The organism is Actinacidiphila yanglinensis (genome assembly GCF_900107965.1).
In the GTDB taxonomy this organism is placed as follows: Bacteria; Actinomycetota; Actinomycetes; order Streptomycetales; family Streptomycetaceae; genus Actinacidiphila; species Actinacidiphila yanglinensis.
The window spans coordinates 552,635-572,046 of the sequence record NZ_FNVU01000002.1; the positions used below are offsets into that span (position 1 = coordinate 552,635).

Sequence of the window (19,412 nt, forward strand, 5' to 3'; positions counted from 1 at the left end):
CCGTGCGGTTCAGGGGCGGGTGGGGGCACCTCCCAGGGCCGCCGGGCCCGAGGGGGGGAACTGCGCGAGAGCCTCCAGGCGGGTCAGCCCGGCGAGGTCCGGCACGGACGAGGGGCGCCCCGTCAGGGGCGGGTGGGGACACCTCCCAGGGCCGCCGGGCCCGAGGGGGGGAACTGCGCGAGAACCTCCACGACCAGGTGGTCCGGGTACGGCGGGCACCGCCCCACCCGGGGGTCAGGGGCACCCGACCCCCGGGTGCCCCACCCCGCTAGAACAAGCGAAGCTTGTCATCCTGGATCCCCCGCAACGCGTCATAATCCAGCACCGCGCACTCGATCCCGCGATCAGTGGCCAGCACCCGCGCCTGCGGCTTGATCTCCTGCGCCGCGAACACCCCCTTGACGGGGGCAATCAGGCTGTCGCGGTTGAGGAGTTCGAGGTACCGGGTGAGCTGCTCCACCCCGTCGATCTCCCCGCGCCGCTTGATCTCGATCGCCACTGTCGTCCCGTTGCCGTCGCGGCCGAGGATGTCCACCGGGCCGATCGGCGTGGGGTATTCCCGCCGGATCAACGTCCACCCGGCGCCGAGGACCTCCATCCGGTCGGCGAGGAGCTCCTGCAAGTGCGCTTCGACGCCGTCCTTGATGAGACCCGGGTCGACCCCGAGCTCGTGCGAGGAGTCGTGCAGGATCTCCTCTATCGAGATGATCAGCTGCTCGCCCGCCTTGTTGGTGACCGTCCACACGTCGCCGTCGCCCTCCTTGAGGGTGCAGGGCGGCGACATCCAGTTGAGCGGCTTGTAGGCACGGTCGTCCGCGTGCACGGAGAGGCTGCCGTCGGCCTTGATCAGCAGCAGCCGGGTGGCGGAGGGAAGATGGGCGGAGAGCCGGCCGGCGTAGTCCACGGAGCAGCGGGCGATCACGAGGCGCATGGTGCGCAACGCTATCCGACCCCGGCCCCGGCCGGAAAATTGGCCGGTAGTGGGCGCTGCCGCCTGGTGCGGCCGCTCCGGTGACGCCTACGGTTGACGTGCCGGGGCCGACATACCGCACGTTGCGCGGCTTCCGGGCAACACGTCCTCCCACACGGCGCTCGTCGCCGTGCGGGGTGCCCGCAGACCCCCGTCCGGCAGGACGCGTGGTCACGAGAGGAGTACCCATGTCGCTCGACGTCTCTCCGGCCCTTCTCGAACAGGCCGAGCGAGGCGAGGTCGACGAGCAGGAGTTCGTCGACTGCGTCCGGACCTCCCTTCCTTACGCGTGGGAGATGATCAGCTCGCTGGTGGCCCAACTGAAGGTCGACGGAGGGGAGTTCGCCGACAACCAGGTACCGCCACCGAGTGAGAAGGAGCGCGGCCAGCTGCTGCGCGCGCTGGCCAGCGACGCGATCCGCGGCGCGCTGCAACGGCACTTCGGAGTGCGGCTCGCCTTCCAGAACTGCCACCGGGTCGCGGTGTTCCCGTGGGACCCGGCGGTGGAGCGCAGCTACGACGAGTTCACCTCGTTGCGGTCCCAGATCCTCAACCAGTCGCCGGAGTTGCGGGACTGCTGACGTCAGGCCGCCGGCCTGCGGTCGAGCGGGCCGACCCGCTCGCCGCGGCCCGGCGGGCCCGAAGACGGCGGCCCGCGCAAGATGGCGTGCCGCCGCTGCCGGGTCCCGACACCGGATCAGGCCAGTTCCGGAAGCACCTCCGCGCCGAGCCGGGCCACGTTCTCCAGGGTGGCGTCGAGGTCACCGGAGCCCTCGGCGAGCAGTGCGAACCGGGTGATCCCGGTACGGGCGGCGGTGGCCGCCAGCCGGTCGGCGCACAGCTGCGGCGGCCCCACCGGGTGCAGGTCGCAGAGGAGTTCGGTGTACTGGCGCGGGTCGCGCATGGTGCGCGGCCGGCCGTCGTAGGTGCGGTGGGCGGACAGTCCCTGCTGGAGCCAGCCGGGCATGGCCTTCGCCAGCGTCTCCACCGCGTCGGTGCGGGTGTCGGCCACCTGGATCACCCCGGCGGAGACATGGCCGGCCGTCTCGACCGCGTCGCGCGGGTGCCCGGCGGCGAGCGCGGCCCGCCGCCACATCGCAACCATGTCGGCCTTGTCCTCGTCGCCGCAGTGCATGCCCAGCAACATGGGCAGGCAGCGCCGGGCCGCCTCCGCCACGGTCGAGGGCGAGGTGCAGGCCACGACCACCGGCGGGCCCGGCCGCCCGTCCAGCTCGTCCGGCCGCGGCACCACCGCGACCTCGCGGAACGAGTACCGCGCGCCGCGTGCCTCCACCGCGGGCTCCCGCAGCCACCGCAGCAGCAGGTCCAGCGATTCGGGGAAGCCGCGCTCGAACGCGTCGATGCCCGCGCCGAAGACCTCCAGGTCCACCCATGGTCCGCCGCGTCCCACGCCGAGCGTGAACCGGCCGCCGGAGGCGAGATGCAGCAGGGCGGCCTGCTCGCCGAGCGCCACCGGATGGGCGGTGGGCAGCACGCTCACCGCGGTGCCGACGCCGATCCGCGAGGTGCGGCCCAGCATGAGCCCGGCCAGCGTGACGGCCGACGGGCAGACTCCGTAGGGGACGAAGTGGTGTTCGGCCAGCCACACCGAGTCCAGTCCCGCCGCTTCCACCGCGCCGGCCGTGGATATCGCCCGGTTCAGCGCCTCGCCCTGGCCCTGACCGGGGAACTGGGCCGCGAGGACGAAGGTCCCAATGCGCATCACGTGCTCCCTCTTTCCCCGTCCAACGGCTGGCACGTGCCAAAGGCACGGGTTCTTCCGTGGTTTTCATGATTTTCGGCAGCCGGCGGGGAGTGCGCCGGTGGCACGCGAGGGGTCGGTGGGGAGCGTGGCGCCGCGGACTGCGCGCCGCCGGCGTCCCGGGGTCGCCGGGCGGATCAGGGGCGGAAACCCTGGATCGCGAGGTCCAGCAGGCGCTGGGCCTGGGTGGCGCCCGCCGGGGTGGCCGGAGTACGCCACAGGCAGCTCAGCAGCATGATGACGTCGACAGGATCGATGCCCGGACGGATCTCGCCGGCCTCCTCGCAGGCGTCGAGGAGCTGCTGGACAGCAGCGGTGACGGGGGGCCACGACTCGCTGATGACCTCCTGCGCGGCGGCCGAGTGCAGCGCCTCGCCGAGGTCGTGCTTGATGCGCACGTAGCCGGTGAGGTCGGTGAACCAGTGCCGCAGCGCGTCCAGCGGGGGATGGGCGGCGAGATGGTCGGCCACGGAGGCGACCAGGTGGCCGATGTCGTTGCGGTAGACCTCCAGGATCAGCGCCTCGCGGGTCGGGAAGTGCCGGTAGAGGGTCCCGGCGCCGACGCCCGCACGCTTGGCGATCGAATTGAGGGACGCGTCGGGGGCTTCGGCGAGGGCGTCGTGCGCGACCTGGAGGATCGCCTCCCGGTTCTTGAGCGCGTCGGAGCGGTGCGGTGCGGTGCCGGCCATGGGCTCCTCCGGATTGTCGGTGACGGTGTTCGGCGGCGGTGTTCGGCGGCGGTGTTCAGCGGTGGTGCGGGCGGTGGCGTCGGTTGGTGGCTCGGGTTTGCCAACCGGAGAGCTCTCCGTTAACGTCGAAAGCGAACCGGAGACCTCTCCGTTCCCTGACCATCATACGAGCATGGGAGCTTCCGCATGCGGTACATCAAGCTGGGCCGCACCGGCCTGGACGTGTCCCCGATCGCCATCGGCGCCATGACCTACGGCACCCCGGACCGCGGCCACCCGGTCTGGTCGTTGGACGAGGAGGCCAGCCGCCCCCTGATCAAGCACGCCCTCGACGCGGGAATCAACTTCTTCGACACCGCCAACCTGTACTCCTACGGCTCCAGCGAGGAGATCCTCGGGCGGGCCCTGAAGGACTTCGCCGACCGCGACGACGTGGTCATCACCACCAAGGTCCGCAACGACATGCGCCCGGGCCGGCCCAACGGCGGCGGGCTGTCCCGCAAGGCGATCATGACCGAGATCGACGCCAGCCTGCGCCGGCTCGGCACCGACTACGTCGACGTCTACATGATCCACCGCTTCGACACGGGGACCCCGCTGGAGGAGACCCTGGAGGCCCTCAACGACGTGGTGAGGGCCGGCAAGGCCCGCTACCTCGGCGCGTCCTCGATGCACGCCTGGCAGTTCGCCAAGGCGCTGCACCTCCAGGAACGCAACGGCTGGGCCCGCTTCGTCACCATGCAGGACCACTACAACCTCCTCGCCCGCGAGGAGGAGCGCGAGATGCTTCCGCTCTGCGCCGACGAGGGCATCGCGACCATGATCTGGAGCCCGCTCGCCCGCGGCCGCCTCACCCGCCCCTTCGACCAGGCGAACGCGGGCGTCCGGGCGGCCACCGACGGCTGGTACGCCGACCTGCTCTACCAGGCCAACGCCGACAGCGACCGCCGGATCATCGACGAGGTCGGCGCCGTCGCCGAGGCCCGCGGCGTTTCCCGCGCCCAGGTCGCCCTGGCCTGGCTGCGCCGCAACCCGGTCGTGGCCGCACCCCTGGTCGGCGCGCGGACGATCCAGCAGATCGACGAGGCCGTGGCCTCCCTCGACGTGGAGCTCGGCGACGAGGAGGCCCGGCGGCTGGAGGCCCCCTACACGCCCCGTCACGACTTCCAGGGCGTCTCCGACCCCGCGGAGATGGAACGCATCAAGGCCGCGATCCCCGGCTACGCCAACGTCTGACCGCGCGCGGGCACTTCGGGCGGGCCCGGCAGGGTGCCGGCGGGCTCCGCGCGGGGTCCCGTGCCGCGGGGGCGGGCGCGTAATCTGGAGGGACGGTTCGGCCCCGGCGGCTCGGGCCGGTCCGCTGTCGAACCAGTGCAGCCCGGGTTCCGGCCGGGCAGAGCGCGAGGTGTCCGTGTCGCCGCGACGTAACCGCCCGTACAAGCCGGCACCCGCGCAGGAGCGGGAGTCGGGCTTCGGCAGCGGTCGCACCGAGGAATGGCAGGGCGAGGACTGGGTGGTGCGGCCGATCGCCGGCGCCGCCTCCGCGAAGCACTACCGCTGCCCGGGCTGCGACCAGGAGATCCCGCCCGGCGTCGGCCACGTGGTCGCCTGGCGGGAGTACGACGGCGCGGACGACCGCCGGCACTGGCACCGCGCCTGCTGGAACGCGAGGGACCGCCGCACCAGCAAGGTGCAGCGGTCCCGTAACGCACCGCGGTACTGACACGAATGGTGGTCCCGCCCGCCGAAGAATTCACTCGTTCGAGTGATCCCGCGGTGGGCTCATCCTGGCCCCCGGGCCGCTCGGGCTCCCGGCGGGCCGCCGCTCAGGCGTCGCGGCGCTTGAGCACCGCGTAGCCGCCGATGAGCACGACGGCCACCCAGATCGCCATGATGCCGATGCCGCCCCAGGGGCCGTACGACGTGTGGCTGTCGGAGTCCGGCACCACCTGCATGATCTTCTGTCCGGCCTGGTCGGGGAAGTAGCGGGCCACCGACTTGACCTTCGGCACCGCGGTGAGGATCGGCGAGACCAGGAAGAAGAACGGCATCAGGATGCCCAGGCCCAGCATCGGGCTGCGCAGCATCGCCGCGGTGCCCACGCAGAACAGCACGATGAGCGTCATGTACAGCCCGGCGCCGAACACCGCGCGGAACACCCCGGGGTCGCCGATCGACGCGTGGTGCGAGCCGAGCAGCGCCTGTCCGAGGAAGAAGGTCAGGAAGCTGGTCACCATGCCGACGACCAGCGCCAGCAGCCCGGCGACCAGGACCTTCGAGGCATAGAAGTGGCCGCGCTGCGGCACCGCCGCCAGCGAGGTGCGGATCATGCCGGTGCTGTACTCGCTGGAGATCACCAGCACGCCGAAGACGATCAGCGCGAGCTGGCCGAGCGTCATGCCGAAGAAGCTGGTGTTGGTCGGGTCGAAGGTCGCCTTGTCGGAGTCCGACATCGAACTCCACTGGCTGTTGAAGACCGCGCAGATGATCGCGCCGAGCGCGAGAGTGACCAGGAAGGCCAGCGCGAGGGTCCACACGGTGGAGCGCACCGAGCGGATCTTCGTCCACTCCGACTGGAGGACGGCAGAGGTCGCGGCCATGTCAGCGCCCCTTCTTCTTGCTGTTGTCGCGCCACTGCGCGCCCCACTCCTGGCCGGCGGGCGGTGCGGGCGGTGCGGGCGGAGCACCCGCCTGGCCGCCCTGGCCCGGCTGCTGCGGCCAGCCCTGCGCGCCCTGCCCCTGCCAGCCCGGCTGACCCTGCGGTGCGCCCTGGCCGGGCGTGTAGGGCGACGGGCCGTACGGCGACGCTCCGTACGGGGAGGGCGCCGCGGGAGCCCCGGGCGCGCCCATTCCCGCCGGCACGGGGGCCCCGGGCCCGCCGGCCGGCGCGGAGCCCATCTGGCCGCCCGCGTGATACTCCACCGACTCGGCGGTGAGCTGCATGAACGCTTCCTCCAACGACGCCCGCTGCGGGCTGAGTTCGTGCAGCACCAGCTGATGCTGTGCCGCGAGTTCGCCGAGCGCGGCCGCGTCGCTGTCGGCGATCTCGAACGCGCCGTCGCCGGTCTCCACCACGGTGTGGCCGGCGCGGCTCATCACGTCCTTGAACCGCTCCTGCTGCGGGGTGCGCAGCCGGACGAAGGACCGCGAGTTCTTCTCGATGAAGTCCGACATCGAGGTGTCCGCCATCAGCCGGCCGCGGCCGATCACGATCAGGTGGTCGGCGGTCAGCGCCATCTCGCTCATCAGGTGGCTGGAGACGAAGACGGTCCGGCCCTGGGCGGCCAGGCCCTTCATCAGGTTCCTGATCCAGTGGATGCCCTCGGGGTCGAGGCCGTTGACCGGCTCGTCGAACATCAGGATCTCCGGGTCGCCGAGCAGCGCCCCCGCGATGCCCAGGCGCTGGCCCATGCCGAGGGAGAAGCCCTTGGAGCGCTTCTTGGCGACCGCGCTCAGACCCACCGTCTCCAGCACCTCGTCCACCCGGTGCCGGGGGATGCGGTTGGACTGTGCCATGCACAGCAGGTGGTTGTACGCGGTGCGGCCGCCGTGGATCGCCTTGGCGTCCAGCAGCGCGCCGATGTACTTCAATGGCTCGCTGAGCTGCGCGTAGTGCTTGCCGTCGATCCGGACATCGCCGCTGGTCGGGTTGTCCAGACCCAGCAGCATCCGCATCGTCGTGGACTTGCCCGCGCCGTTCGGCCCGAGGAAGCCCGTCACCACGCCGGGGCGCACGGTGAAGGTCAGATGGTCGACTGCGGTCTTGTCCCCGTACCGCTTGGTGAGCCCCTGCAACTCAATCATGGGCCCGAGGCTACTTCAGACGGCACAACCCCCGCCCGAGGAGGGACGGGGGTTGTGGAAAAAGCTGCCGTCGGCGGTGCCGCCCGGGGTGAAACCGGTGGTCAGCGGGACTGCTGGGCCGGAACGCCACGCGAGACCGGCTCGTCGTCGGCAGGGGAACCCGCCGCGGCGACGGCCGCACCCGTCAGCGTGGCCAGCATCTCGCGCACGTTGGTGAGCTGTGCGTTGATGCTGTCGCGACGGTTGGTGAGCGCCGCCAGCTCGCGCTCGGACTCGCTGCGGATCCGGTCGGCCTTGGCGTTCGCGTCCGCGACGATGTCCTCGGACTGCCGCTGCGCGGTCTCCACGGTCTGGCGGGCACGGCGCTCGGCGTCCGTGCGCAGCTTCTCCGCCTCCAGGCGCAGCTGCTCCGCACGGTGCTCGATCTCCGCCAGCCGCTTCTCCGCCTTCGCCTGACGGGACGCCAGGTCACGCTCGGACTGCTCGCGCCGCTTGGCGAGGTTGGTCTCGAAGTCCGCAGCGGCCTGGGCGGCCTTGGCGCGGGTCTCCTCGAACAGCGCGTCGGCCTCCTCACGCTTGGCCGAGGCGTCCTTCTGGGCGTCGGCGCGCAGCTGCGTCGCGTCGCCCTTCGCCTTGTCGACGATCCGCGCGCCCTCGTCCTCCGACTTCGCCTTCCGGTCGGAGGCGTAGGACTCGGCATCGCTGCGAACCTGTGCGGCGGCCGACTCGGCCAGCTCGCGGTGCTGCTCGGCCGCGCGGCGCGCCTCCTCGCGAAGGTCCTTCGCCTCCTCCTCGGCGAGGCGGAGGATCTTCTCCACCCGGGCACCGAGACCGGCGTACGACGGCTCGGAGTCGGTGACCTGGGCCTGTGCGTTCTGGGTTTCGAGGTGCAACTCCTCGATGCGCTTCTCCAGCGCGGTGATCCGGGTCAGGGCGCTGTCACGGTCGGCGACGAGCTTGGTGATGCGGTCGTCCACCTGACCGCGGTCGTATCCGCGACGCACGAGCTCGAAGCCGAAGGGGGAGGAAGTGTCGCTCATGGGGTTCCTGTCGATGATTCAGACCGGTGAGGTGATAGGGGGAATCCTAGGGGGCACGGCGGCGTGTCACCGAGCCATTGCGTATTCGGTATGGAGAATGTCCGCTCAATCGAGTGGAGCCTCGTCGGACCGCTTGCCGCTCGTCCGGGTGGCTGGTGCGCCCGCACCGGCAGCCACGGCGCTCTTGCCGGACCCGCTGCCCGGGGCCTCGAACGACTCCAGCGCCTCCAACACGTCCTGCACGCGCGAGATCTCCGCGTTGATGTCCTCTCTGCGGCGCACCAGGACGTCCAACTCCCTTCTGCCCTCGGCGACGATGCGCTCCGCCTCGGCCCGTGCCTCCCCCTTGACCCGCTCGGCCTCGCGCTCCGCCTCGGACTTCTTCTGCTCGGCCTCCTTGAGCAGGCCCTCGACCTTCTTCACGGCGGCGATCCGTACCTTGCTCGCCTCCGACGTCGCGGTGCTCTTGATCTCGGCGGCCTTCGCCTCGGCCTCCCCCAACTGCTCGGTCGCGGCGGCCACCAGCTTGTCGACCCGCTCGCCGACCACCTTCATCGCCTCGGCGGCCTCCTTGCGGGCCCGCTCGTGGAGTTCCTCCACCTCGGACTCCACCCGGCGGCGCAGTTCCGCGGTGCGGTTCCTGGTACTGGTGGCGTCGCTGCGCGCCTCGACCAGCAGCGTATCGGCGTCGGTGCGGGCGCGTTCCACCATCGTGTGGGAATCGTTGGTCGCCTCGGCGACGATCCGGTTCGCCTCGGACCGGGCCGCGCCCACCATCGCGTCGGCCTGCTGCTCGGCCGCGGCCTGCGTCGCGACCGCCTCCGCCTGCGCCTTGCCCATCAACTCGTCGGCCTGCTCGGCGGCTTCGCTGCGCCGCTTGTTCGCCGCCTCGCGCGCCTCGTCCAGGATGCGCTGCGCCTGCGCGCGCGACTCCTCGGCGGTGCGCTCGGCGTCCCCGAGGGCCTCCCGGGCCTGCGCGCCCAGGCGTTCGGCCTCCTCGCGGGCCTTGCCCACCAACTGGTCGGCCTGGTTCGCCGCGTCGGTGCGCATCCGGTTCGCGTCCTCGCGCGCCCCGGTCCGCAGCCGGTCGGACTCCTCGATCGCCTCGCTGACCGTACGGTCGGCCAACGCGCGGGCGGCCTCGGACTCCTCGGCCGCCTCCCGGCGGATCCTGGAGGCGTCCTCACCGGCCCGCTCCCGCTCGGAGTTGGCGTCGGCGTGCAGCCGGTCCGCCTCGCCCTGCGCCTCGGCGCGCATCCGCTGGGCGGCGTGCTCGGCGGCCGACCGCAGGCCGGTGATCTCCTCCTCGGCCTCCTGGCGCAGCCCGGCGACCGAGTCGCGCACCTGCTGCGCGGTCGTCTCGGCGCCGCCCACCATCTCCGCGGCCCGCTGCTCGGCCTCGGCGACCAGCCGCTCCGCCTCGGCGCCGGCGTCCTCCACCCGCTTGCGGGCGGCCGCCAGCAGCTCCTCGCTCTCCCGGCGGGCCTGGGTGCGCTCCTGCTCGGCCTCGGTGCGGGCCGCGCCCAGCACCTCCTCGGCCTCCCGGCGGCGGCGGGTCGCCTCCTCCTGGGCGGCGCCCAGCGCCTCGGCGGCCTCCACCCCGATCCGCTCGGCGGCGGCCGCGGCCTCCGCGCGCAGCCGGTCGGCGGTCTCCTGCGCCTCCGTGCGGCGCTGCTCGGCGTCCGCGGCTGCCTCGGCCTGCAGGCGCACCGCGACGGACTCGCCCTCCGCGCGGCTCTGCGCCGCGTCGGAGGCCGCCTCGTCGCGCAGCCGTACCGCCTCGGCCTCGGCCTGCTCCTGGAGAGTGCGGATCCGCTCGGCGGTCTCGGTGCGCAGCCGCTCGGACTCCTCGCCGGCCTCGGCGCGGATCCGGTCCGCCTCGGCGGTGGCCTCGCGCAGCGCCTGCTCGGCGCCGGCGACCCGCGCCTCGGCCTCCTCGCGCAGCCGGACCAGTTCCGCCTCGGCCTCGTCGCGCATCCTGGCGGCGACCTCGCCGGCCTCCGTCCGCGCCTGCTCGACGGTCTGCTCGGCCGCCTCCTTGGCCGCCTCGGTCTGCCGCTCGGCCTCCGCGTGCAGCTCGTCGGCCTCCGCGCGGGCCTGCCGCAGCGCCTCCTCGGCCTTGGTGTTCAGCGCGGAGGCCCGCTCCACGGACTCGGTCCGCATCCGCTCGGCCTCGGCGCCCGCGCCCTGGCGGACCTCGTCGCCGTCGGCCTTCGCCTTGGCCAGCAGCTCCTCGGCCCGGTGCGCGGCCTCCTCGATCTGCTGGACGGCCTCGCGCCGCGCCTCGCCGCGGATCCGCTCGCCCTCGGCGACGGCGTCGGCCCGCAGCTGCTCGGCCTCGCCGCGCAGCCGCCGGGCCTCCTCCTGGAGCTCGACGGTCCGGGCGCGGTACTCCTCGGTGTCGTCCTGGGCGGCGCCGCGCAGCTCCTGCGCGGACGCCTCCGCCTCGGCCCGCAGCCGCTCGGCCTCGGCGTCGGCCTCGTGCCGGATCCGCTCGGCCTCGTCGGCGGCGGCCTTGGTGCTGGACCGGGCGTCCTCGGACGCCTTGGTCAGGATCTCCTCGGCCGACCTGGCGGCCTGCGCGAGCTGCGCCGCCGCGTCCTCGGTGGCCTTGGCGCGGGCGGTCTCCTGCGCCTCGGTCCTGATCCGCTCGGCCTCGGCGCGGGCGTCGGCGACGGTCTGCTCGGCCTCCGCCTTGGCCGCCTCGGCCTCCTTGGTGGCCTCGCCGACCATGCGGGCGATCTCGGCGCGGGCGGTCTTGGTGCGCTGCTCGTTCTCGGTCTCGGTGGCCGCCAGGCGCTTCGCGGCACCCGCCGCGGCCTCCTCGCGCAGCCGCTCGGCCTCGGCACGGGCCTGCCGCAGCGACTCCTCGGCGGCCCTGGCCCGCTCGTCGGCCAGCCGGGACAGCTCGGTGGCGCGGGTGCGCGCCTCGTCGGACTCGGTGCGGGTGGAGGTACGCAGCTGCTCGGCCTCGGCGGTGGCCTCGGTGGCCTGCGTGGAGGCGGCGGTCAGCAGCCGCTCGGCGTCGGCACGGGCCCGGCGCAGCAGCTGCTCGGCCTCGGTGCGGGCCGCCTCGGCCTCCGAGGTCAGCCGCTGGCCGGTCTGCTCGGCGACCCGGGACGCCTCCGCCCGGGCGGAGGCCAGCGCCGCCTCGGACTCGGTGCGGGTCTCCTCCAGCAGCCGCCGGGCCTGCGACTCGCTGCGGGCGCGCAGCTGCTCGGCCCAGGCCACGTTCTCGTTGACGTGGGTCTCGACGTTGGCCCGGCGCTCGGCCAGCTCCTCGTCGAGCTGGCGGCGGCGGGCGATCGCCTCGGCGTGCCAGTCCGACTCGAACCTGGCCTGGTGCTCGGCCTGCTCCTGGAGCAGCCGCTGGGTCTGGGCGCGGGCCTCGCGCAGCTCCCGCTCGGCGTCGGCGCGGAGCTGGTCGGCCTGGATCTGGGCGTTGCGCAGGAGCTGGTCGGCCTGGTGGCCGATGTTGTCGTAGGCGGGACGGGTGGCGAGATTGCGGCGCGCCTCGTGCAGCTTGGCGCGCAGCACCTCGACCTGGTAGCCGAGGTCGTCGGCGTGATCGACCGCCTTGCCGCGCTCGGTACGCAGCCGGTCCATCTCGGCTTCGAGTCGAGAGAGCTGGTCGTCAGCCCGGTAGCTGTCGTTGCCCCGCACTCCGCGGTCCCATCGGTCTCCTGGCGTACTCACCCGCCAACCGGGTGAGATTCTCCGTAACTCGGTTTGAGAGAACAGAGCTGTACGAAGAATGGTGTCAGATCAACGTCGCGGAGCGGGAGCGTACCCAGGAGCGTGCTCCCGGCCGCCCACCCCGGTCGGCCCCGGTCACTCTACCGGGCGGCACCGGGGTTGGGTCAGTGGTCTCGGGCCGGTTCGGCGGTTCCGGGCCGGATCGCCGCCGCCGCGAAGCTACGCCTCCTCGCCGGCGGAGTGGGCGCCGGGGGCGGAGGTGACCAGCTCGGTGAGCACCCCGTGGCAGTCCTTCGGGTGAAGGAAGGTGATCCGTGAGCCCGAGGTGCCGCGGCGGGGCTCGTCGTACAGCACCCGCACTCCCTTGCCCCGGATGTCGGCGGAGTCGGTGTCGACATCGCCGGTGCCGAAGGCGATGTGGTGCACGCCCTCGCCGTTCTTCGCCAGCCACTTGCCCACCGCGGAGTCCTCCCGGGTGGCTTCCAGCAGTTGGAGGTAGGAGGCGCCGCCGTCGTCGGTGCCGCTGATCCGCAGCATGGCCTCGCGGACGCCCTGTTCCTCGTTCACCTCGCTGTGCTCCACCTCGAAGCCGTACGTGGCACGGTAGAACTCGACGGTCGCGTCGAGGTCGAAGCAGGCGATCCCGATGTGGTCGATGCGAGTCAGCATGTACACAGTGCACCGCATGGACGGCTGATCACGCAACGTGCGCGCCATCACACGTTCTGCCTCGTGACCCTGTCTCTACCGGTCAGTACATTGAAGGCTAACCCTCGTTAACCTCTCTTCAGCCGAAGGGGCCGCACCATGACAAGTCAGGAAGCCCGCACCTCCGTGATCGTCGCCGGCGCCCGCACCCCGATGGGGCGGCTGCTCGGCAGCCTGCGGTCGTTCTCCGGCGCCGACCTGGGCGGTTTCGCCATCAAGGCCGCGCTGGAGCGGTCCGGCGTCACCGGCGACCAGGTGCAGTACGTGATCATGGGGCAGGTGCTCCAGGCCGGCGCCGGGCAGATCCCGGCCCGGCAGGCGGCCGTCAAGGCCGGCATCCCGATGAACGTCCCGGCGCTCACGGTGAACAAGGTGTGCCTGTCCGGCCTCGACGCGATCGCGCTCGCCGACCAGCTGATCCGGGCCGGGGAGTTCGACGTCGTGGTGGCCGGCGGCCAGGAGTCGATGACCAACGCCCCCCACCTGCTGCCCGACTCCCGCGCGGGCCACAAGTACGGCGCGATCGAGCTGCTCGACTCCATGGCGCACGACGGGCTGACCGACGCGTACGACGAGATCGCGATGGGCGCGTCCACCGAGCGGCACAACACCCGGCTCGGCATCGAGCGCGCCCCGCAGGACGAGTTCGGCGCGCTGTCGCACCAGCGGGCCGCCGCCGCCCGCAAGAACGGCCTGTTCGACGCCGAGATCACCCCCGTGGAGATCCCGCAGCGCAAGGGCGACCCGGTGGTCTTCGCGCAGGACGAGGGCATCCGCCCGGACACCACCGTGGAGTCCCTGGGCCGGCTGCGGCCCGCCTTCCCCGACGCGACCGGCGCCGGCACCATCACCGCCGGCACCTCCTCGCAGATCTCCGACGGGGCCGCCGCGGTCGTCGTCATGAGCCGCGCCAAGGCGGAGGAGCTGGGCCTGTCCTGGATCGCCGAGATCGGCGCGCACGGCAATGTGGCCGGCCCCGACAACTCCCTCCAGTCCCAGCCGTCGAACGCGATCAACGACGCGCTGCGCAAGGCCGGGCTGACCGTCGCCGACCTCGACCTCATCGAGATCAACGAGGCGTTCGCCGCGGTCGCCGTCCAGTCCATGAAGGACCTCGGCGTGACACCGGAAAAGGTGAACGTCAACGGCGGCGCGATCGCCCTCGGTCACCCCATCGGCATGTCCGGCGCCCGTATCGTGCTGCACCTCGCCCTGGAGCTGAAGCGGCGCGGCGGCGGTACCGGAGCGGCCGCGCTGTGCGGCGGCGGCGGCCAGGGCGACGCCCTGATCGTCCGGGTGCCGGGCAACTGATCAGGCGGAGGGTGCCCGCGGGCGGGCGAGCCCGACGGGCGGGCCGGTGTCGAAAGGGAGAACACGCGCAGTGAGCGATGGGAGTGCCCCCGCCGAGGGCAGGGCGACGGCGAGCGAGCAGGACCGGTCGGCGACGGCCGGTCCGGAAACCTCCGGACCGGGCGCCGCGGGCCGGAGGGGAGCCGGCCCGCGCAGGGCGCTGGACGTCGGCGCGCTCGTGGAGCAGGCGCGGGAAGGACGGCCGCGCGCGGTGGCGCGGCTGATCTCGCTCGTGGAGGGGGCCTCCCCGCAGTTGCGCGAGGTGATGGCCGCGCTGGCGCCGCTGACCGGCGGGGCCTATGTCGTCGGGCTGACCGGCTCGCCCGGCGTCGGCAAGTCCACCACGACCTCGGCGCTGGTCACGGCGCTGCGCCGGGCCGGCCGCCGGGTCGGCGTGCTGGCCGTCGACCCGTCCTCGCCGTTCTCCGGCGGGGCCCTGCTCGGCGACCGGGTCCGGATGTCGGAGCACGCCTCCGACCCGGGCGTCTACATCCGCTCGATGGCCACCCGCGGCCACCTGGGCGGGCTGGCCTGGGCAGCCCCGCAGGCCATCCGGGTGCTCGACGCCGCGGGGTGCGACGTGGTGCTGGTGGAGACCGTCGGCGTCGGGCAGTCCGAGGTGGAGATCGCCGCGCAGGCCGACACCTCCGTGGTGCTGCTCGCCCCGGGCATGGGCGACGGCATCCAGGCCGCGAAGGCGGGCATCCTGGAGATCGGCGACGTCTACGTGGTCAACAAGGCCGACCGCGACGGCGCCGAGGCCACCGCCCGCGAGCTGAACCACATGCTGGGCCTCGGCGAGGCGCGCGCGGCCGGCGACTGGCGGCCCCCGATCGTCAAGACGGTCGCCGCGCGGGGCGAGGGCGTCGACGAACTGCTCGACGCCCTCGACAAGCACCGCGGCTGGATGGAGGAGCACGGTGTCCTCGCGGAGCGGCGCCGCGCCCGCGCGGCGGGCGAGATCGAGAACATCGCGCTGACCGCGCTGCGCCGCCGGATCGGCACCCTGCACGGCGACAGCCGGCTGTCCGCCCTCGCCGGGAAGGTCGCCGCCGGCGCGCTGGACCCGTACGCGGCGGCGGACGAGCTGGTCGCCGGGGTGACCGCCGAGGCGTAGCGGACGACGCCTCGGCGCGAGGGGGCGGGGGAGCGAGGGCCTGGGGAGGGCGCAACGAACTTGCCGCCCACGCCGGTTGGCGGTCCCGCTACGCCAGGCCGCCCTCCGGAGCGGCCGCGCCCGTCGCCATACCGGTCTTGCGCACCGTCCTGAGCACCGCGAGCACGCTGACGGTGCCGACCATGCCGCCGCCGCAGATGACCACGTACGGCGGGACCACCTCGGCCACGGCGCCGCCGGCCGTCATGCCGATGCCCTGAAGCGTCATCAAACCGGTGCCGAGCAGCGTCATGGCGCGGCCGCGCATCTCCACCGGGACCGCCTGCACGAACCAGCGGTCCATGCCGAGCGCGTAGCCGCCGCACAGGCCGGTGGCGACCAGCAGGCCCACCGAGACGGACAGCGAGGGGTGGGCGAGGAACGCGGCCATCGGCAGCAGCGAGACGGCCGCCAGCGGCAGCGTGATCCGGTCCCTGGTCTCGGGGCTGAGCAGCGATCCGGCGGCGACCTGGCTGGCGACGGTGCCGGCGGGCATCGCGGCCAGGAAGATGCCGTAGCCGACCGATCCGGCGCCGGCCGCCGCCGCGAACGGCACCGCGACCCCCTCGGCGATCCCGAAGAACATCGGCGGCACCCACCACATCAGCAGCAGCGCCCTGATCCGCGGGTGCGCCATCATCCGGCCGCTCGCCGCCAGTGACTCGCGCAGCAGGGCCGCCCCCCGCGTCACCCGCGCGGGGCGGTGCACGGTGCCGAACCGCAGCAGCGTCGCCGAGCAGAGGAAGGTGGTGACGGTGACGTAGAGGGTCTCCCGCGGCGTGAGCCAGGCGACCACCAGGCCGGCCACGCCGAAGCCGAGGATCTGCGAGGACTGGTTGACGATCCCGATCAGCGAGCGGCCCAGCACGTAGAGGTCGCCCTCCAGGATGTCCGTCAGGCTCGCTCCCCGGGTCCCCGTGAACAGCGGCGAGATCATGGAGACGCACACCCGCAGGGCGAGGAGCGCGGCGATCGGCATGCCTGGGATCACCATCAGGGCGACGCACGCCGCCGACAGCAGGTCGCAGGCGACCAACACCTGCCGGGCGGGGGCGTGGTCGGCGATGCCGGACAGCAACAGCCCGCTCAGCGCGTACGGCAGGGTGGTGAGCGCGAAGACCAGCGCGGTCAGCAGCGCGGAGCCGGTCTCGCCGTAGACCAGTACGGCCAGGGCGACTTCGCAGAAGACGGTGCCGAGCATCGACAGGACATGGGCGGCGAATATCGCCCGGAACTCACGGACCGCGAACACCGCGCCGTACCCGGCCCTCTTCGTCTTCTCCCCAGGGGTGCGGGGAGAATCGTCCGAGCCGGCCTGCGAGGAGGCGTTCTCCCTGCGAGGTGGGTGCTCGCTGTCCGTTGTCATGACATCACACTGGTGGCACTGGCCCCACCCGTCGTAGTGTTTCGGCTGGTGCCGAATCTTGGGGGGTGTGATGTCGTTTCGCATGCGATTTGCGGCCGAAGAACTCCTGCGCTGCCGCTTTGCCATCTCTCCGCTCCGGGAGACGCAAGGGGCGATCCGGACCCTCTCCCGGCCGGACCGGCACGGCTATCACCTCCAGTGGCTGCGCCAGGCGCGAGCGGCCGCCGCGGGCCTGGACCTGACCGCGTTCTGGCTGCTCGCTCCGGAGAGCGGGCACGGCCCCGACTTCCTCCACCCCACCCCGACGGTGCCGTTGGCCGCGCTGGAGGACGAGACCGCAGCGATCCGCGGCACCGATCCGGAGCTCGCCCGCGAGCAGATCGCCGAGGCGCTGACCCAGACGCCGGGCGCGGAGCACACCCGCCGCGGCCGGGCCATGCTCGCCGACCCGGCCGGCACCGTGCGGCAGCTGGCCGGGAGTTACGAACACGTCTGGTCCGCGCTGCTCGCGCCGCACTGGCCGCGGTTGCGCGCGGTGCTGGAGGCGGATGTCGCCTACCACGCGCGGCGGCTCGCCGACGGCGGCATGCAGCGGCTGTTCACCGGGTTGCACCCGCTGCTCAGCTGGTCGGAGGGCGCCCTGACGATCGGCGGCCCGCCGCAGGCGGGGGTGCCGCAGCCGGGCGGGCTGGTGCTGGTGCCCAGCGTCTTCTTCTGGCCCGGGGCGGCCAGCGCGTTCGACCCGCCGTGGCAGCCGACCGTCGTCTACCCGGCCCGCGGCGTTGGCGGCCTGTGGGCCCGGCCGGAACCGGCGGCGTCCACCGCGCTGGTGCGGCTGCTGGGCGCCAACCGGGCCGCGATACTCACCGGCCTCGACGCGCCGACCACCACCACGGCCCTCGCCCACCGGCACGAGATGGCGATGTCGTCGATCTCCGCCCACCTCTCGGTGCTGCGCGACGCGGGACTGCTCAGGTCCCGCCGCTACGGCCACCAGGTCCTCTACGAGCGCACCCCGCTGGGCATCGCGATGGCGACCGGCGGCCTGCTCTGATCCTGCGGACTGCTCCGGCTCCGCGCGGGTACGCCCGGCCGGCCGCTGCTCAGGGCGCCAGGAACCGCTCGACCGTCTCGACCTTCGAGGTCAGCCCGTCCGTCACCGACGGCCGGATGTCCGCCTTGAGCACCAGGGAGACCCGCGGCGCGCGCGCCTCGACGGCGGCCACCGCGCGGCGGACGACGTCCATCACCTCGTCCCACTCGCCCTCGATCGAGGTGAACATCGCGTCGGTGCGGTTCGGCAGCCCGGACGCGCGGACCACCCGCACGGCGTCCGCGACGTACTCCCCGACGTCCTCGCCGACGCCGAGCGGGGTCACGGAGAAGGCGACGATCATGCGGAGGTCACCGCCTGCGCGTCCGCGCCGGAGCCGCTCTCGGCCTGCTCCTGGGCCGCCCGTGCCGCCGCGACCGCGGCCTCGCACTCGCGCGCCAGCATCCGCTCCGCGAAGAAGCCGCCGGTGGGCAGCACCGACAGCACCAGGTACAGCACCGAGCGGCCGAGCGGCCAGCGCGCCCGGTTCCAGGCGTCGGCCCAGAAGAGCACATAGATGATGAAGAGGATGCCGTGCACCATGCCCATCACGGGCACCGCGTTGAAGTCCGTGGTGCTCTTCAGCACCACGCACACCAGCAGGATCAGGAAGGAGGCCGCCTCCGGGGCGGAGATCAGGCGCAGCCTGCGCAGGGCGGCGGCGGTCTTGAGTTCCACGGGAACCTCGCTGTCGGAACGGTCGTACGGTGGTCGGGCGGTCGTGTGCGACCCTCTTGTGAAGACGATCACAAACTCCTCCCCATTATCACCGGACCGTATCGATGACCGGCGCCGGGGGTCGGCAACCGCCCGCCGGGGGATAACGTCCCCTTCCACGTACCGCCGCTCGCGTACGGCGCCGCCGCGGCGCAGCACCTTCCGATTCCGCGCCACCACCACCCACGGGGACCGACAGCGATGAGCAGAGACTGGGACCGCAGGCACTGCGCCAGCAAGGGCCACATCACCTACGCGCCCGACGAGCCGGGGCTGCGCGAGCGGCTCCGGGCGAGCACCGCGGTCGGTCCGGTGTGGCGCTGCCTGCGCTGCGGGGACTTCGTGCTCGGCGAGCCGCACGGCTCGGGACCGGCCGGCAACGCCCCGCTGGTGCCGCGCGGCCGGGCGCTGCGCGACCTGTTCATCCTGCGCTTCCTCGCCGTCGAGCGGGTGCTGCGCGGGGTGCTGGTGATCCTGGCCGCCTGGGCGGTGTGGAAGTTCTCCAACTCCCAGGACGCGGTGCGCAAGCTCTTCGAGGACGACCTCACCGTCTTCCGCCCGGTCGCGAACCACTTCGGCTACGACCTGGACCACTCGCCGGTCGTCGACACCATCCAGAAGACCTTCGACTACAAGAAGTCGACCCTGCACGTGGTGGCCGGCGGCCTGCTGGGCTACGCGCTGATCGAGACGGTCGAGGGCGTCGGGCTGTGGTTCGGCAAGCGCTGGGCGGAGTACCTCGCGGTCGTGGCCACGGCGGCGTTCCTGCCCATCGAGGTCTACGAACTGACCGAGAAGATGAGCGCGTTCAAGGTCGGCACCCTCGCGCTGAACGTCGTCGCCGTCCTCTACATCCTCATCGGCAAGCGGCTGTTCGGAATCCGCGGCGGCCACGCCGCGTTCGAGGCGGCGCGGCGCGGGGAGTCGCTGCTGGAGGTCGAGGCCGCGGCGGGCGTCGCGGACGGCGACGACACTCCCGCCGCGGGCGCCGCCGGTGGTCAGGGCGGCACCAAAGCCCCGCTTCCGGTCCGGCGCCGCTCATCGGCCGATACCGTGTGATC

The 19,412-nt window shown here is 73.0% G+C and carries 18 protein-coding genes; 7 read left to right on the forward strand and 11 right to left on the reverse strand.

Going from position 1 to position 19,412, the window contains the following annotated elements:
* Positions 1-268: 268 nt before the first annotated feature.
* A complete protein-coding gene (nucS, locus tag C4U44_RS06335; RefSeq protein ID WP_103884602.1) occupies positions 269-931 on the reverse strand; it encodes an endonuclease NucS in 663 nt (220 codons plus the stop codon).
* Between the two features lie 227 nt (positions 932-1,158).
* On the opposite strand from nucS, the gene C4U44_RS06340 reads away from it, so the two are divergent.
* Positions 1,159-1,551 (forward strand): SCO5389 family protein, encoded by a 393-nt coding sequence (locus C4U44_RS06340; protein ID WP_103884603.1) that lies wholly within the window; start codon positions 1,159-1,161, stop codon positions 1,549-1,551.
* Positions 1,552-1,667: 116 nt separating this feature from the next.
* Here C4U44_RS06340 and C4U44_RS06345 read toward each other — a convergent pair whose 3' ends face one another.
* Both C4U44_RS06345 and C4U44_RS06350 read right to left on the reverse strand, forming a co-directional pair.
* On the reverse strand, positions 1,668-2,693 hold the full coding sequence (locus C4U44_RS06345; protein ID WP_103884604.1) for an LLM class flavin-dependent oxidoreductase: 1,026 nt from the start codon (positions 2,691-2,693) through the stop codon (positions 1,668-1,670).
* Positions 2,694-2,869: 176 nt separating this feature from the next.
* Complete coding sequence (locus C4U44_RS06350; protein WP_103884605.1) at positions 2,870-3,421, reverse strand: TetR/AcrR family transcriptional regulator; 552 nt, start codon at positions 3,419-3,421, stop codon at positions 2,870-2,872.
* Positions 3,422-3,607: 186 nt separating this feature from the next.
* Here C4U44_RS06350 and C4U44_RS06355 point away from each other — a divergent pair, with 186 nt between their 5' ends.
* Both C4U44_RS06355 and C4U44_RS06360 read left to right on the forward strand, forming a co-directional pair.
* A complete protein-coding gene (locus C4U44_RS06355) occupies positions 3,608-4,657 on the forward strand; it encodes an aldo/keto reductase (protein ID WP_103884606.1) in 1,050 nt (349 codons plus the stop codon).
* Between the two features lie 175 nt (positions 4,658-4,832).
* The gene (locus C4U44_RS06360) at positions 4,833-5,144 is read left to right on the forward strand and encodes an ATP/GTP-binding protein (protein ID WP_103884607.1); all 312 of its coding nucleotides are present in this window, start codon (positions 4,833-4,835) and stop codon (positions 5,142-5,144) included.
* A gap of 103 nt (positions 5,145-5,247) precedes the next feature.
* Here C4U44_RS06360 and C4U44_RS06365 read toward each other — a convergent pair whose 3' ends face one another.
* The 5 genes from C4U44_RS06365 to mce all read right to left on the reverse strand — a co-directional run bounded on the left by C4U44_RS06365 (position 5,248) and on the right by mce (position 12,630).
* Entirely contained in the window at positions 5,248-6,021 is a 774-nt protein-coding gene (locus tag C4U44_RS06365; RefSeq protein WP_103884608.1) for an ABC transporter permease, read from the reverse strand.
* Position 6,022: 1 nt separating this feature from the next.
* Positions 6,023-7,225 (reverse strand): ABC transporter ATP-binding protein, encoded by a 1,203-nt coding sequence (locus C4U44_RS06370; protein ID WP_407642786.1) that lies wholly within the window; start codon positions 7,223-7,225, stop codon positions 6,023-6,025.
* A 101-nt stretch (positions 7,226-7,326) separates the two neighbouring features.
* Positions 7,327-8,265 carry a coiled-coil domain-containing protein gene (locus C4U44_RS06375; RefSeq protein WP_103884609.1) on the reverse strand — a complete coding sequence of 313 codons (939 nt, stop codon included), beginning with the start codon at positions 8,263-8,265 and terminating at the stop codon, positions 7,327-7,329.
* A 105-nt stretch (positions 8,266-8,370) separates the two neighbouring features.
* Positions 8,371-11,961 carry a polarized growth protein Scy gene (gene scy / locus C4U44_RS06380; RefSeq protein ID WP_407642787.1) on the reverse strand — a complete coding sequence of 1,197 codons (3,591 nt, stop codon included), beginning with the start codon at positions 11,959-11,961 and terminating at the stop codon, positions 8,371-8,373.
* Positions 11,962-12,180: 219 nt separating this feature from the next.
* On the reverse strand, positions 12,181-12,630 hold the full coding sequence (gene mce / locus C4U44_RS06385; protein WP_103884782.1) for a methylmalonyl-CoA epimerase: 450 nt from the start codon (positions 12,628-12,630) through the stop codon (positions 12,181-12,183).
* A 138-nt stretch (positions 12,631-12,768) separates the two neighbouring features.
* Here mce and C4U44_RS06390 point away from each other — a divergent pair, with 138 nt between their 5' ends.
* Positions 12,769-13,980 carry an acetyl-CoA C-acetyltransferase gene (locus C4U44_RS06390; RefSeq protein ID WP_103884611.1) on the forward strand — a complete coding sequence of 404 codons (1,212 nt, stop codon included), beginning with the start codon at positions 12,769-12,771 and terminating at the stop codon, positions 13,978-13,980.
* A 199-nt stretch (positions 13,981-14,179) separates the two neighbouring features.
* On the forward strand, positions 14,180-15,136 hold the full coding sequence (gene meaB / locus C4U44_RS06395; protein ID WP_103884783.1) for a methylmalonyl Co-A mutase-associated GTPase MeaB: 957 nt from the start codon (positions 14,180-14,182) through the stop codon (positions 15,134-15,136).
* 88 nt (positions 15,137-15,224) lie between these two features.
* Here meaB and C4U44_RS06400 read toward each other — a convergent pair whose 3' ends face one another.
* Positions 15,225-16,541, reverse strand: a complete 1,317-nt coding sequence (locus C4U44_RS06400; RefSeq protein ID WP_107503974.1) for an MFS transporter — start codon at positions 16,539-16,541, stop codon at positions 15,225-15,227.
* 70 nt (positions 16,542-16,611) lie between these two features.
* Between C4U44_RS06400 and C4U44_RS06405 the strand changes: the two genes are divergently transcribed.
* On the forward strand, positions 16,612-17,595 hold the full coding sequence (locus tag C4U44_RS06405; RefSeq protein ID WP_103884613.1) for an ArsR/SmtB family transcription factor: 984 nt from the start codon (positions 16,612-16,614) through the stop codon (positions 17,593-17,595).
* Between the two features lie 49 nt (positions 17,596-17,644).
* Here the strand turns inward: C4U44_RS06405 and C4U44_RS06410 are convergent, their stop codons facing one another.
* Both C4U44_RS06410 and C4U44_RS06415 read right to left on the reverse strand, forming a co-directional pair.
* Entirely contained in the window at positions 17,645-17,938 is a 294-nt protein-coding gene (locus C4U44_RS06410) for an MTH1187 family thiamine-binding protein (RefSeq protein ID WP_103884614.1), read from the reverse strand.
* Entirely contained in the window at positions 17,935-18,312 is a 378-nt protein-coding gene (locus C4U44_RS06415; protein WP_103884615.1) for a DUF3817 domain-containing protein, read from the reverse strand. Before C4U44_RS06415 ends, C4U44_RS06410 begins: the two co-directional genes overlap by 4 nt.
* A 240-nt stretch (positions 18,313-18,552) precedes the next feature.
* Here C4U44_RS06415 and C4U44_RS06420 point away from each other — a divergent pair, with 240 nt between their 5' ends.
* The gene (locus tag C4U44_RS06420) at positions 18,553-19,410 is read left to right on the forward strand and encodes a DUF2127 domain-containing protein (protein ID WP_103884616.1); all 858 of its coding nucleotides are present in this window, start codon (positions 18,553-18,555) and stop codon (positions 19,408-19,410) included.
* Positions 19,411-19,412: the final 2 nt, after the last annotated feature.

What these genes read in the sequence shown, in the direction of transcription:
- nucS (WP_103884602.1), bottom strand. Translation starts at nt 931, where the DNA reads ATGCGCCTCGTGATCGCCCGCTGCTCCGTGGACTACGCCGGCCGGCTC.
- C4U44_RS06340 (WP_103884603.1), top strand. Translation starts at nt 1,159, where the DNA reads ATGTCGCTCGACGTCTCTCCGGCCCTTCTCGAACAGGCCGAGCGAGGC.
- C4U44_RS06345 (WP_103884604.1), bottom strand. Translation starts at nt 2,693, where the DNA reads ATGCGCATTGGGACCTTCGTCCTCGCGGCCCAGTTCCCCGGTCAGGGC.
- C4U44_RS06350 (WP_103884605.1), bottom strand. Translation starts at nt 3,421, where the DNA reads ATGGCCGGCACCGCACCGCACCGCTCCGACGCGCTCAAGAACCGGGAG.
- C4U44_RS06355 (WP_103884606.1), top strand. Translation starts at nt 3,608, where the DNA reads ATGCGGTACATCAAGCTGGGCCGCACCGGCCTGGACGTGTCCCCGATC.
- C4U44_RS06365 (WP_103884608.1), bottom strand. Translation starts at nt 6,021, where the DNA reads ATGGCCGCGACCTCTGCCGTCCTCCAGTCGGAGTGGACGAAGATCCGC.
- C4U44_RS06370 (WP_407642786.1), bottom strand. Translation starts at nt 7,225, where the DNA reads ATGATTGAGTTGCAGGGGCTCACCAAGCGGTACGGGGACAAGACCGCA.
- C4U44_RS06375 (WP_103884609.1), bottom strand. Translation starts at nt 8,265, where the DNA reads ATGAGCGACACTTCCTCCCCCTTCGGCTTCGAGCTCGTGCGTCGCGGA.
- mce (WP_103884782.1), bottom strand. Translation starts at nt 12,630, where the DNA reads ATGCTGACTCGCATCGACCACATCGGGATCGCCTGCTTCGACCTCGAC.
- C4U44_RS06390 (WP_103884611.1), top strand. Translation starts at nt 12,769, where the DNA reads ATGACAAGTCAGGAAGCCCGCACCTCCGTGATCGTCGCCGGCGCCCGC.
- C4U44_RS06400 (WP_107503974.1), bottom strand. Translation starts at nt 16,541, where the DNA reads ATGACAACGGACAGCGAGCACCCACCTCGCAGGGAGAACGCCTCCTCG.
- C4U44_RS06405 (WP_103884613.1), top strand. Translation starts at nt 16,612, where the DNA reads ATGTCGTTTCGCATGCGATTTGCGGCCGAAGAACTCCTGCGCTGCCGC.
- C4U44_RS06410 (WP_103884614.1), bottom strand. Translation starts at nt 17,938, where the DNA reads ATGATCGTCGCCTTCTCCGTGACCCCGCTCGGCGTCGGCGAGGACGTC.
- C4U44_RS06420 (WP_103884616.1), top strand. Translation starts at nt 18,553, where the DNA reads ATGAGCAGAGACTGGGACCGCAGGCACTGCGCCAGCAAGGGCCACATC.